We start from the raw sequence: 13624 nt of genomic DNA, 5'->3' as shown, positions 1-13624 counted from the left end.
CCATGGCGAAGCTGAAACTCGGACCCATCGTCGAGGACAGACCGGTCAAGGTGACAGTGGAGCTGCCCGGACCGCTCCATCGCGATCTCGTCGCCTATGCCGAGGTCCTGGCGCGCGAGTCCGGTCAGCCCGCTACGGACCCGGTCAAGTTGATCGTGCCGATGCTCGAGCGGTTCATCGCCACAGACCGGGGTTTCGCGAAGGAGAAGCGGAGCAGGTCAGGCGGCCGACTATGACAGGGACTACCTGCGATCAGGAGCAGTGGCCGCGATGATCTCCAGGAGAGTATCGACCACCACGAGCGCAGCGTCCTGCCGGATATTTTCATCCGGAGCGCGGTTTTGCAGCGCGAGCGAAACGGCACCGTGAACGGCCGCCCAATATGTGAAAGCATACCGGCTTGGGTCCATTCCTCGCAGAAAGCCTTGTCCCTGGCACGCTCGGATCGCCTTCGCTGCCAGCTCCAAGACCGACCGTCCCGCATCGGTCGACAGTGGTCCATGTTCGGCAGCGACGCTCGACGGAGGGGAAAACATCAGGCGATAGAGGGTCGGATTGTCGAAGGCGAACTGTACATAGGCACGGGTGCCTTCACGCAGATACGCCATGGGATCGGAGCGCAGCCGTTTTGAAAGCGCGAGCTTCTCTTCGTAGAGCCGCCTGAAACCTGCATCGTGGACTGCACGCAGCAACGCGTCCTTGTTGCGGAAATGCCCGTAGAGAGCGGGCGCGGTACAGCCGACCGCCTCGGCGACAGCCGCCAGTGGTACGTCGAAATCCTCCCGCTCACCGAGAAGCCGGATGGTCTCCTCGACTGCTTTCCGGGAAATGTCGAGGGCCGCATCCTTTTTCGGGCGGGGCATCAGTGCCGTCCCCGGCTGGGTCTGACATTCCTCAGCGTCAGTTCGCTTATCACGCAACACGGTGTCATCGCGTTGGTTGGCACACTTGCCGCTCTCCTGCTGGCGGGTTGCTGGCGGACACTTTACTTAATGACATTCATTTTCCGTTGACGTTGGCAATGTCAATCTGCACGATACCGCTAACTGAATATTGTTAAGTTTCTTGCGTGGGCGAAATATGACGACACGACGCAGGGAAATCCGCGCGGCAGGAGCATCAAGCGGCTTCGAGGGTAGGGCGCGACCATCCTGGCCGATGGATGGCATTGGCCGCAACCCTCGGGCAGATGGGAACCTGTGATCGTGGATGGGGCGGAAAATATCGTTCCCCGTCCGAGCGACAATGCTCCAGATGAAATCCTGATACCCGAGCTGCCGCGCAGCCGCATTAAGCTCCAACACCTCCGTTATTTCGTGGCGGCGGCAGAGCACGGCAGCTTCCGAAAGGCGGGCCGAGCACTCGATATCGAAGAGTCGGCCATCAGCCGCCGCATTCGCGACATGGAAGATGAACTCGGCGCGTCCCTGTTTCAGCGTCATGCTGGTGGAGTTCGCTTGACGCTTGCCGGCCAGCGGTTTCTGAAGCCAGCGAGGACGGCGCTCCGGCATATCGACGCAGGCGCCAGTGAAGTCGCTGCGGTTGGCCGGTCCGAGGAGGGACACGTCCGGGTCGGCGTCTTCTCGTCGCTTGCGTCCGGCTTCCTGTTCGACCTGCTGCGACGGTTCGGTAAACTCCATCCGAATGTCCGGGTCGATCCCATCGAGGGAAACCCGGCGGAGCACGTCGCTGCCGTCCGGACATTGAATCTCGACGTGGCCTTTATAACGGGCACGAAGACCTGGGACGGCTGTGAGACCGAGCATCTGTGGTACGAGAGGGTCTTCGTCGTGTTGCCCGACGATCATCCCCTGGCAAACAAGGTCGAACTCGGATGGCCGGACCTGGTGTCGGAGCGGTTCATCGTGAGCGATGTTGCCCCGGGCCAGGAAATCCACGACTACCTGGTTGCACACCTTGCAGACCTCGGCAGCCATCCTGAGATTCACCCCCAACAGGTCGGACGCGACAACATCCTTTCCCTGGTTGCCGTAGGTCGCGGCCTCACGCTGACGAGCGAGGCTACGACCGTCGCGCAGTTTCCTGGCATCGCTTATCGGCAACTCGCTGGTGAGGTATTGCCGTTCAGCATGGTCTGGTCCGCCCGAAACGATAACCCCGCATGCCGGCGGCTGCTGAGTTTGGCGCGCACCCTGGGCCACACGGCAAGGGCATCTCACCAGTCGGCCTGACATCGGTGACGGACAGACCACGCCGCGGCCCGCCTGGCTATTCGACCGACTTTTCGACAAATCCGAGAGTGTTGGCGTTTTCGACGAGCGTTCGCACTTTGGCGCGGTCGAGACCGGAGGGAACTTCGGCCTCGATTTCGAGCCTGAGCTTCACATCGCTTCCGGGCAGTGTCGTGAGCTGCTCGACAATGGCCTCGACGATCTGATGCATGTCTCTCGCCGGTCTCTCGGCGGAAATCATCACCATACCGGTAAATCGGGTCGGCTTCCGTTCGGCGGGAGTCGGCTCGGATGTGCCGCCAGTGGGCTGCTCGCCGGTAGCCGGCGTTCCGTCCCCCGGCTCCGCGGGAGTGCCCGCCGACCCCGGCTGAACGGGTGTCGGACGATGCGCCTCCGCCACGTCCGGCTTCACGATGACGCTGTCGCTATCGATGACAACAACGGCGTTGCCAGCGCGCTCAATTGCCAGACCCAGATAGGTGTCCGACTTCTCATCCCATCGTTCAGCATATGCGAAGGGGCCAGGAATCATGGCGCTAACGGCCGCTTGCACGGCTTTGACCAGGACGTCCTGGTTCTTCACGCGCGGGAGATAGATGTGGCGGTTGAGGTACTCCCGCAGGTCTTTCAGAGAGAGGTGCGGCTTGCCATTCCAGATGTACTTCTGGAGATCGCGATCAAGCCGCGCTGGTCCCAACTCGGTCAGCAGACCTTCCTCCGCCACGAGCTTCTTGCTCGCGCGCGCCAACAGCCCATCCTGCGCCGGAATCTTGCCGGAAGCCCACTCTACATCGGCCTGAGCACTCTCCTGCACTGGATAATGCAGGTAGCACCACGCCTCCTTGAGGCGGGTTTTCATCGTCTCGTTCGATTCAGCCAGCTTGGCCTTTGCGAGCGCGCTGTCGCTCTGGGTGAGGTTGAGCCGTTCGGTGTCACGAACGATCTCGCCCCATGCCAGGGAGGCGCGCACGGCGTCCTTCAGATTATCGAGCTGACGGGCATCCGCAGCAATGAACACCAGCATGTTGCGATAAACGCGCGGCGTGCTGCCGCGCTGCATCAGGATGTCCTTCGCCTCGATCAGGGCGTCGGAGCCGTCACGGCCATTGTGCGGGTGCGCGACACCGAGCACAACGGCTCGCACTCCGCCAGCTTCGTCAGGCACCTCGGCCGAGGAGGCAGGGGCTACCTGCACGGCATCGAAATGCCCGCGATCTGCCAGGCCATTGACATATTTTCCGAGTTCGGTGTCGATCGTGACGTCGACAAGAGCAGCCTCTACCTGGGCTGCCTTGTCTGCCGCGATGCGGTTGAGGCTCGCCGACATCGAGTACCAATACCGGCCAATATCGGCGTGCATGAACTTGGCCTGGTTGGTCAGCCGCCGGAGCGCATCGCCGAAGATTGCCGGGCGCTCTCCGGGCTGCACGACGCCGAGATTGATCTGCTTGTCGTCCAGGCCGGTGTTCTGCTGCTGGTGCGTCGGCGCCGTTCCCATAAAGATCGCGCGGGCAACTCGCCGTGTGGCCGAGTAGCGATTCAGGTTCGGGGCCGACTGATCGATCTTGTAGGGAGTGGATGCCGTGCCATCGACATCGCCGGCGATGATCGATTGCCAGCTCACGTCCAGATAGTGGAGCAGTTCGGGTTCCACGCGTGGCGAACTCACCGCCACACTCCCGGGCATGATCATCACAGATGGATCGCCGCTCATCCACAGCTCGTGGATCGCCTGCGCCATCAGGCGCAGAACGCCGCGCGTGCGCTGGAATTTTTCGAGCGAGCCCCAGCTCGTGTAGAGCTGATCAAACAGTTCGGGATGGATCGGATAGGCCTTCTCCAGCTTGCGCCGGTAGTCCTCGTCTGCGCAGCCTTGCGGGAAGTCGTTGGCATTTTCGCGATAGAGCTTGGCGAATTGCTTGAGCGTGTTGTCGCGATGGTGGAACTTGTCGCCCGGAATTTCCTTGAACAGCCGCCGCCGGACGATCTCGTAGCTCTCTTCCTGGCTCGCGGGTCGCCACGAGGATTCTACGCGGCTGAAGGTCTGCTTGAGGCGCGCCAGGGCCTCCTGCCCACCTTCGCCGCCGACCTCGATTTGTGAAGCCGGCAAGGATGCGACCAGCAGAGTCTGGGGACTGGCCTTGACGGCCTCTGTAAGCGACTGGACGAAAGTGAGGTTCGCGTCGAACGAACCGGAGGGCAGCCCCTCGACCTTGTAGATCTGCCGGAGATAGGCGACCCATTCGTCGATCAGGATCAGGCAGGGCGCATACTTCTTGAAGATCGCCTCGAGCAGGTTCGAACCGGGAGCGATGCCGCTGGCATCGTTCTCCGCGACCATGTCGAAGGCCTCCGCGCCCCCAAGCTGCCATGCGAGCTCGCCCCAGGTTGTGCGGATCTTTCGGCCGCCTTCAGCATTGAGAACGTCCTGTGGTCCCCGCGATGTGCCGACCAGCACCGCGCGGTTGATGCCCGCGGGCACGCTCAACCCGTTCTTATCCAGCAACCGGTCCAGTCCCGACAGGTCCTGAACCGGTGTACCACCGGCCATGTGATAGAGGGCCAGCATCGAGTGCGTCTTGCCGCCGCCGAAGTTGGTTTGCAGCTCGACAACGGGATCTCCGCCGCTGCCCGATAGCCGCTTGGCCGCGCCAACCAGGAGCGTGCTCAGACCTTCCGTCAGATAGGTCCGGCTGAAAAACTGCTTGGGATCGCGATATTCGGCCGGGGCGCTGCCAGCGTGGACCTTGGCGAGGTCGGCCGCAAACTCTGCCTGCTGAAACTCTCCGGTGGCCACGTCGGGATGGGGCTCAACGATCTCGCGCCATGGGAGCAGACCGGCCACGGTCTCTACGGAGATTTCGAGGCGCTGGGTCTTGCGGCGCTCCTCGTTGCGCTGAAGCTCGGTGAACTTCGTGCGCAGGATGGTATCCCGCATCTTGGAAAGCTGTGCGGCGACTTCGCCGGCGCTGATCGCTTCCATCAGCCGGCGCATGGAATCGAGCGCACGCTCGGCGTCGTCGTAGGTGAAGTTTTCATTGTGCGAGAGCTTGTTGCGGACTTCGAGCAGCTCGGACACATATGACCGTTCAGGGTGGCCGAGCACGGTCGCGAATGCGTCCTTCCAGAAGGCCATCATCGCCTTCAGCAATCCCTGCTGATCCCAGCCGACTTCACCGGCGGAGTTTGGCCTCAGGCCCTGGACACGTTGAACCACTTCCACTTGCCAGTGACCCGTGATCGAGCTTTCCAGCCGCTTTTCGACGAAGGGAATGAGCGCCGATGGCAGCAGTTCCATTCCCTCAAATACATATTGGCGTGTACTCTTGGCCACGTCCGTTCCCCCTTAAATGTCCAGCCGGATCTGGCGATCGCCGCTCGTGTCGTGGATCGACGCCGCCTGCCGGGTCAGTTCCGCCCAGTCGGCGATCAACGCGTTGTAGGCCGTGGCTTCCTTCGCATCTTTCCGCTTGTTGGCGCTGATGTCGTAGAGGCAGTAGGCGAGGTCCTTCACCGCCTCGGCCCTGGTGTTGACCTTCTTTAAGAGAACGGCGGTATCGTGAGATATCCCGTCCTTCTCATGCTGTCGGACGAGATGCTGGAGGCACTCCCACACTGTCAGGTGGCGGTCTTCCTCCGGCTCCCAATCGTCGTCGAGTTCATCGCGGGCGAGGATGCGAACCTTGCCGGCGGCGCTTTCGACGATGCCGGCGTGCTTAACGCTCTCGACCGAGATGCCGCGCGCGCGGGCGAGGTTATCGGCCACGCCGTAATCGCCTTTGCCAATGCCATGCTGCTCGAACCAGGTGATGGCGAAACGGGTGTCGGCGTCGAACTCGCCCTGGATGCCGCCGAGATATTCGTCGAGTTCCCGATTGATGAGCTGAAGCGCGGTCTTCACACTCATCGGGCTGTCGTCGGATTCTAGGACCGACTTGTAGCGCGAGAACACGCCCATGCCGGGGCCGATGGCCGATTGAGGCATGTCGGCAGGCGCAATGTTGGCCGCCTGAAGCTCGGCGATGGCCGGGGGCAGTTCGCGTTTCAGGGCGCGGATGAACTCGGCGCGGGTGATCGTGTCGGCCGCGCCGTCCTTCTTGCGGCAGACGAGGACGACCGAATTGGCGAGGGCATTGGTGCCAGTAGCAATTGTCCTTGCTGCTCGTTCAGTGCGCACAGGCCACGTGCCGACTATTGCATAGCCAGATGAAATCACCGCTTGAAGAAACGTTGCCCATCCTGTGGAAGCCAGACCATCCTGTTCGATCTCACTCTGCTTGAACGCGTAATAGATGGTCGCAGGGAAATCCGGCGAAGACTGACTGGCAAGACTTGATATCGCGGCAGTCATTCCACCGAGGAAATGAGTTTCAGCATTTGCCTTTCCACCGTGGCGATACGGTGTCGCCACGAGCTCTTCGGCTTTTGGAACTGCAATGGTTCCGCTCAGCGCCGGATAAACATCTTTAATGTTTCGACGCAGCCAAACATAAAAATAATCGGAGAGATCGGCATATCCGATATTGTCATAGTACGGCGGGTCCGTGGAAACCACAGCACCAGCAGGAAGAACGACGTTTTGAGCGTCATGCTGGATCGCGGACCCGGCGGCGTTTGGGCCGAACCCAAGTAATGCCTTCCAGACCCAATCAACCGCACCCATGAAATTGCCTGTGCTATCACTCATGACGTTGCACTCGGCAAAATCCCAAGTCATCGGGATTGCCTGTCTTGCGAACGTGAAGCGAATGAATCCTGACGAGGACCAAGTCGCAATTGAGCTTCCTGCATCCGCCAATCTGTCGATAGCGAATGCCAGATAGACGCTCACTGCCTCAGAATAAGCCTTGGCCCCCTTACCACCATCGCGGAGCGGAGTAGAGTCGGCGGAGCTTCCTGCCGCAACCGCGTCACTCTCGATCTGTGCCCGCACCTCGTTCACCAGATCGCTGAACGTGTTCAGTGCCATCAACTGCCGATCTGTGAACAGATCACCAAATGATTCCATGCCGTATGCGGGCGGCGAAAACCAACGCGGGTTCTCGGGTTGGAGCTGTTCCGGCTTCCAGCTTGGCTTAACCTCAAGCGCGGCGGCTTCATGAGCAGAGGAAGGCGCAACATAGGCGCGCCCACCTTTGCCCTCAGCCACTATGGCAATAAGTGTCTGGCCCATATGACCGGCTTTGCCGGCGGAGGTGATGTGCTTCGGAGTGATTGCCGTATCCGACATGATGCAGCGAAAGTTCGCTCCGCGTCCCGCCTTGGTGCCGTCTTTCGCAGCTGCAATTTCAGCCTTGGTCCCCTTGTGCCGGATGCGATAAGTGATCGTTTTTGACGACTTGTCGATAAGTGGTTCGATCCAAACCTCATTGCCCGGCTTGGAGCTCAGCAGGAAGCTCGACGCGATCGGTACCTGCACATCCGAGAACGCAGGGTCCGGGCTCGGCACCGTCCGCGCCCAGATCCAGGCGATCACCGTTGCCTTGCCGCCACCATACTCCTTCGGCAGGTCCACCTGCGGGTAGAGGTGCCCGATGCGCTCGCGTGCCTTCTCGCGCATCCATTCGCCATAGTATTTTACATCCTCGGCCAGCCCTTCGGCGTTGCGGTAGAACGACCGCTCCTTGATGCCGGGGTGGATGGGGGGCATGTCCTTGAACTTCGGCGGGATCTCGATCATCGCCTTGCCGATCATCACCGCCACAGGGTTCAGGTCCGACCCATAGGCGGGCAGGCCCAGCCGCTGCGCCTCGAGCGGGATCGACCCGCCGCCCGAGAACGGGTCATAGACCGGGGGCAGTTCGCCGCCGCAGCTCTTGCGGATTTCGACCCGGGCGCGTTCCAGCACTTCCTCGTTGGTCGAGTTCTCCCACTTCACCAAATCCTCGATGATTGCGAAGAGCCGCTTGCGTTCGATCTCGACCGCCACATCCTCCAGCGTCGGCTCTGGCGCGTTGGCTGCCGCTCCTTGCGCCGAGGCCTTGCTGTTCTCCCAGGCGGTTAGGCGCTCCGGTAGCTCCGCCTCCGCCTGAGCGCGGAGTTGCGAATCGGCGAGCAGTTCACCGACGCGAGAAGAAGGGTCGTCGACGAGCTGGGCGAATAGTACAGCCCGGCATGCCGCCAGCGGTCGCCGAGCCCACCACAAATGCAGTGTGGACGGATGCCCATGCCGGATCGACTTCTCACGCGCCGACGCCGCGTTGATCGCTTCGAGTGGAATGGCGACTTCGATGAGTTTCTTTTTGTATGTCATTGTGGCCCTACGTGATGTCGTTCTTGAGGTGTCCGGGAAAGTACCCGACGACAACGCGGCCGGTCTCAGCGTCCCAGAAATAGTATAGGCGGAAGCCCAGCCGTCCATCGCGGCTGTTGCTGCCTTTCAGATGCCAATCAAGCTCGCGCGTAGAGTCCTGATAACGAACGAAATATGCTCCTCCAAAGTTCTTTGCCTTGTTTTCTTGGGCAAAGCATGGAGTATTTTCCAAACCAAGCTCCCCGAGCCTTTGCTCAAAAGCATTCTTGTGCTCGATACCGCCGGTGCGGCGCATGGGGACATAGAGATTCCGCATCATCAGGAGCGCGTTGTAGACAAGTGCGACATCCTTGAAATCTGAACCCCTCGCAGCCTTGATCGCCTTGGGATGCAGCTCCACTTGGCCACTCAAGTGAGCTTGGGCCCAGGTCTCGATCTCGTCCAAGCTGTCCGGAAAAATCGGCTCTGCGCTCTTCGGGTGCTCTGAAAGCACCGCATCAAGGCGTGCTTGGAGCGCCATATAGCTCGCCTTAATCTGCCGCAATTCCGACAGAGCCTGTTGCCGCTCGGCGTCGGCGTTAAGCGCCAGCTCAAGACTGGCTTCGGCCTCTTGCTTCGCTGCGCGCAACTCCTCGTCTGCAAGCCGCAAAAGCTCGGCGTCGCCTTGCCCTTCGGCGGAGGCGCTTTCGCGAGCCCGTTGCGCCGCAATGCGCTTGACGTGCTGAAACGACGGTTGCTCCCGTTCGAGAACGTCGCGCGGGCGAGTGATCCGAAGGGCCTGCTCAACGAGGAAATCCGCAAAGGTTGAGCCGACACTATCTCCCCAGTCGGCGATGCGTGCGGCAGTCGCGACTGGATGGTCGGTCGGGAGATGCGCGTCTGGGCTAAAGCCGGGATTGTAGGTTCGAACTGCCTGCCGATAGACCGAGAACTCTCGCCCCACGCGGTTCGTCAAAGAGAATGCCGCTTCGGATGTAATGACAACCGCATGCACAAATCCGACCGTCCTTCGGATGAAGGGGGGGACAGGAATTGCCGTCTCGTCGGCGTTTTCGCTTCCCTCTGGTGTAGCGAAGACGACGACGGGATGATGGCGATGCGGCGCTTCCAGAAAGGCTACAAGCTCATCGACATCCTGTTCTGACTCCACGAGCCACGGATCAGCCGATGTCGGGCGGCCATCAAGATAGGCGTCCTGCGTAAATGCAACGCCACGAACGAAATTGGGTATCGAGCGAGGAATCGGCTCGGCGCTTCCCCGCTGTGCGCCGATGAGACGAACTCCGAAAACTGCTTCCGTGGCGCTCCGTTCCGCGATACCTACCTCGGTAGTCCAGATGCGCGACGTATCTTTGAGTCGCTCGCGCAGTCTGAACGCCCAATACCGAGGCTCTTCCAGCTTGATCGCCTCGGCCTGTTCAGAATTGTCCTGATCAATCTCAAAGGAATCCCCATCCCAAGCGCCGGCGGGAATATTTCTCAGGTTTCTGCCGGGATCGAATCCCCACCTCAAAACTCGCTTTTGCAGCTCACGGAAAATGTCGGGACCGCGAACAACAAGCCCGACCTGCGACGCGATTTGCACGAAGATGCGCTGCTCAGCGTCATGCACGGAAATGTTCTCAGCAGTCTGCCTCATGTGATCCCCCTTTATGCCGGCTCTCGCGCCCGCTCCAGCAGGCGTCGGAGGTCGAACTGGATCGCGGTTTCGAGGAACGACGGCTCCCGCTCGACGAGCGGGCCGCGCACATAGCGCGGCGCATGAGCGAAGCCGCCATTGACGGAGACGATCGCCAGGATGAACTTCTCCGGCTCGTGCAGCGAAGTGATGATCTCTTGCCGCGTGATCATCACGGTGTCAGCGCCGTCGATGCGTCCTTTGACCTCGATGAAGCGCAGGTGCCCCGATTTCGGATCGTGCGACGCGATATCGTAGCCAATCTTTTGTGCGGAGACGTCGACAGGAACATGCCCGAGCGCGCGTTCTGCGGTCATGACCGCTTCCATCGCGGCGAGTTCGATCGCGCGCCGCGCCGCCGGGTCTTCGGCGAAGCGGTTGGGTACGGTTGGTGATTGACGAGCGACAAGAAGACCTCGCGGAATGACCACCATCCCGCCACGCACGCGGGGTGGCTGCGAAGTGATGAACCGCTCCCGCTCCAGTTGGTCCATTCGGCGCTTCTGGCGCTCGGCCAGTTCCTCGGCGCGTCGCTGGGCATTTTGCCAGCTCAGCCGTGCCTTCTTGCCGGCCTTCTCTTCCTCTTTCAGCTCGAAGGCCCGGGAATCCCAGTAATTGATTTCTTTCTTGAGCCGGGCGCGAACCTCCTGTTCGACCTTGTCGATCTCCGGAAGGCGGCGGGCCTTGATCTCCGCGACATGCCCCTGTGCCAGCTCCACGGTGGCGAAGCGGATGGCTGTCTTCTCCAGCTCACTCGTCAGCCAATCCTCATCCAGCAGGTCGCTGACGGCCTCGATCTCTTCGGTAGTTGCGGGGCGAAGGTTGAGATGCGGCGCGATACCAGCGTTGACCGCATCACCCGCCTTGTCGATCGCGGTGAACTGGAGGCGTTGCGAGATCACATTCGGTTTGCCGCCGCTCGTCATCCGTCCATCCTGCACCGTGTGTTCCAGAAGGAAGATCGCCGAGAGGCTATCGCCCGGGTCAGTATCATCGACCAGGATCGCGCCCTGTCGCATGATCTGCTCATACTGCTCGCGGATCAGGCTAATCACCGCTTCTAGCAGCGGGTGCCCAGGACAGATGAAGGCCGCTACCGGCTGCTGGTTGATCAGGCCCTTTTCGAAGCAGATCCGCTCATACTGCTTTTGAATCGGCGCGCCGGTGCCGATCTGCCGATCGCGTTCGCGGATGCGCCCCGGCACATGAGTCACTTCCCAACGTCCCTCCTCGCGGCGCTTGAGGCGGCCGCCGAGATGCTGGAATGCCTCAACGAAGAAGCTCTGGATGTGATGCGGCTGAAGGCGCAGTGCTTCGGCCCGTTCCATCTCAAGCCGCAGTTCCTCGACCTTGGCTTCGGGCATGGTATCGTTAGTCAGAGCCCGGCGTCGAAGCAGCTCAAGCAGGTGCGTCTGGTCGACCGCGCCATCGACCTGTTGCAGAAGGCGAGCCTTCACCTCGTCCTGCTCGCCATACTGAATCGCGTGGAACAGAAGGTCCTTGAGTGCGGTGCCCTCGAACAATTCGCCAAGCACGTCATAGACGCGCCCACCCAGGGCCTCGCGCGCAGCCTCCAGCTTTTCGAGGAGGCGGGCATAGACTTCGCCCTCGCGCGTGTCGGCCGCGACTAGGTTCCAGAGGTGGCAAACCTCCGTCTGGCCGATGCGATGGATGCGCCCGAAGCGTTGTTCGATCTTGTTGGGATTCCAAGGCAGGTCGTAATTGACCATCAGATGTCCGCGTTGGAGGTTGACGCCTTCGCCGGCGGCATCGTTCGCGATCAGCACGAGCAGGTCCTTGTCCTGCATGAAGCGTTCGACCACCTTCCGGCGTTCCTCGCGTGATACACCACCGTGGATCACATCCACCGCTTCGGGATTGCCAAGACGCGCGCGCACCTTTTCGAGCAGGTAGTTCAGGGTATCCTTCGGTTCGGTGAAGATGATCAGCTTTCGGCGGTTCTTGGCCGAGTCGATCATCAAATCATCGTCGAGGATGCGGTTGAGCTGGCTCCATTTCGTGTCCACGCCGGAACGCAGCACGCCAAGCGCCATGGCTTCGAGGCTTTTCAGCGTCTCGACCTCAAGAGCGAGCTGCTCCACAGTCTCGGCGGTCGTCGCACCGGTGGAGATCAGGTCCTCGAGCTCGTCGATCTCCTCCTGCCCATATTCCTCGATGTTGCGCAGGACGTCGGCATTGACCGCCCGCTCGTCGAAGCTAGCCCGGCGGCCCTTCGTAGCAAGGCGCGCCTCGCCGAGCTCGCTTTCCAGACGCTCGCGGCGGCGCTTCAGCGACTGGTAGATTGCGGCCGGCGAAGACGCCAGGCGGCGCTGGAGGATCTGCAAGGCGAAGCCAACATTGTTCCGCCTCTTGCCGTCGCCCTCGGCAAAGCGCTGCACGCGGTTCATCTCGGTCCGCACGTACTCAGTGACCGCCGTATAAAGCGCGGCCTCACCCTCGGAGAGCTCATACTTGACAGTGTAGGCCCGACGCTCGGGAAACAGCGGTCGGCCATCGAATTTAAGCAGTTCCTCCTTGGTCAGCCGCCGCATCATGTCTTCTGTATCGGCATAATGGACGCCATCGCGGAACCGGCCCTCGAAACGGTCACCGTCAAGCAGAGCCATGAAGAGCTGGAAGTCTTCTTCCTTACCGTTGTGCGGTGTCGCCGACATCAGCAGCAGGTGGCGGCAGGCCTGGCCGAGCTTCTGGCCGATCTGGTAGCGCTTGGTGTATTTCACTTCACCGCCGAAATAGGTGGCCGACATGCGGTGCGCTTCGTCGCAGATGATCAGGTCCCATTCCTGCGCGCTCATGAGCTTGTCCTGGAGCTCTTCATTGCGCGCCAGGACGTCGAGACGCACGATCAGCCGGTTGCGGTCGGAGAACGGATTGCCGGATCGCGACGTCTCGATCATGTCGCGCGTGAGGATGTCGAATTCCAGATTGAACTTCTGGCCGAGCTCGTCCTGCCACTGCTCGACCAGGCTGCCAGGTGCGACGACGAGGCACCGTTCGAGATCGCTGCGCGCGATGAGTTCCTTGATGAGAAGGCCAGCCATGATCGTCTTGCCCGCGCCGGGATCGTCGGCGAGGAGGAAGCGCAGCGGCTGGCGGGGGAGCATCTCGCCATAGACGGCCGAAATCTGATGCGGCAGCGGATCGACCAGGCTGGTATGGATCGCGAGATAGGGGTCGAAATAATGCGCAAGCTTGATCCGGTTGGCTTCCGTGACCAGCCGCAGCAATGCGCCGTCGGCATCGAAAGACCAGGGGCGGCCCGTTTTCTCGACTTCGAGCCGGTGTTCGTCGTCTCGATAGAGAATGGATTCGGCAACGGTTCCACTGTGATCGCGGAAGACGACGCTAATGGCTTGGTCGCCGATCCAGTCGACGGACACAACCTGAACCGGCTGCGCGGACGCAATGCCGCGGACTGACGCGCCGTTCTTGATATCTTCGAGTCTCGCCCCCATTAGCCGACGTGTCCCCCAAATGCGG

At 61.1% G+C, this 13624-nt stretch carries 7 protein-coding genes; 2 read left to right on the top strand and 5 right to left on the bottom strand.

Annotation, left to right across the window (positions count from 1 at the left end):
• Positions 1 to 2 precede the first annotated feature (2 nt).
• Complete coding sequence (locus H7H34_RS21810; RefSeq protein ID WP_185926716.1) at positions 3 to 236, top strand: DUF2274 domain-containing protein; 234 nt, start codon at positions 3 to 5, stop codon at positions 234 to 236.
• Positions 237 to 242: 6 nt separating this feature from the next.
• On the opposite strand, the gene H7H34_RS21805 is transcribed toward H7H34_RS21810, so the two are convergent.
• Positions 243 to 863, bottom strand: coding sequence for a TetR/AcrR family transcriptional regulator (locus H7H34_RS21805; protein ID WP_185926715.1), 621 nt, complete (start codon positions 861 to 863; stop codon positions 243 to 245).
• Positions 864 to 1259: 396 nt separating this feature from the next.
• Here H7H34_RS21805 and H7H34_RS21800 point away from each other — a divergent pair, with 396 nt between their 5' ends.
• Entirely contained in the window at positions 1260 to 2192 is a 933-nt protein-coding gene (locus H7H34_RS21800) for a LysR family transcriptional regulator (protein WP_371811465.1), read from the top strand.
• Positions 2193 to 2229: 37 nt separating this feature from the next.
• Here H7H34_RS21800 and H7H34_RS21795 read toward each other — a convergent pair whose 3' ends face one another.
• From H7H34_RS21795 to H7H34_RS21780, 4 genes are read right to left on the bottom strand one after another with little or no spacing between them, the layout of a single operon-like run.
• Complete coding sequence (locus H7H34_RS21795; protein ID WP_185926713.1) at positions 2230 to 5526, bottom strand: DUF499 domain-containing protein; 3297 nt, start codon at positions 5524 to 5526, stop codon at positions 2230 to 2232.
• A 12-nt stretch (positions 5527 to 5538) separates the two neighbouring features.
• Positions 5539 to 8445, bottom strand: coding sequence for a DUF1156 domain-containing protein (locus H7H34_RS21790; RefSeq protein WP_185926712.1), 2907 nt, complete (start codon positions 8443 to 8445; stop codon positions 5539 to 5541).
• 7 nt (positions 8446 to 8452) lie between these two features.
• Positions 8453 to 10084, bottom strand: a complete 1632-nt coding sequence (locus H7H34_RS21785) for a hypothetical protein (RefSeq protein WP_185926711.1) — start codon at positions 10082 to 10084, stop codon at positions 8453 to 8455.
• Positions 10085 to 10095: 11 nt separating this feature from the next.
• On the bottom strand, positions 10096 to 13599 hold the full coding sequence (locus tag H7H34_RS21780; RefSeq protein WP_185926710.1) for a helicase-related protein: 3504 nt from the start codon (positions 13597 to 13599) through the stop codon (positions 10096 to 10098).
• Between the last annotated feature and the right edge of the window lie 25 nt (positions 13600 to 13624).

It is taken from the genome of Stappia sp. 28M-7 (assembly GCF_014252955.1).
Taxonomy (GTDB): domain Bacteria; phylum Pseudomonadota; class Alphaproteobacteria; order Rhizobiales; family Stappiaceae; genus Stappia.
This window is presented reverse-complemented; position numbering and strand designations above follow the sequence as displayed.

Excerpts from the sequence above, each read along its gene's own strand:
- H7H34_RS21810 (WP_185926716.1), top strand. The coding sequence starts at position 3 with ATGGCGAAGCTGAAACTCGGACCCATCGTCGAGGACAGACCGGTCAAG.
- H7H34_RS21785 (WP_185926711.1), bottom strand. The coding sequence starts at position 10,084 with ATGAGGCAGACTGCTGAGAACATTTCCGTGCATGACGCTGAGCAGCGC.
- H7H34_RS21780 (WP_185926710.1), bottom strand. The coding sequence starts at position 13,599 with ATGGGGGCGAGACTCGAAGATATCAAGAACGGCGCGTCAGTCCGCGGC.
- H7H34_RS21805 (WP_185926715.1), bottom strand. The coding sequence starts at position 863 with ATGCCCCGCCCGAAAAAGGATGCGGCCCTCGACATTTCCCGGAAAGCA.
- H7H34_RS21790 (WP_185926712.1), bottom strand. The coding sequence starts at position 8,445 with ATGACATACAAAAAGAAACTCATCGAAGTCGCCATTCCACTCGAAGCG.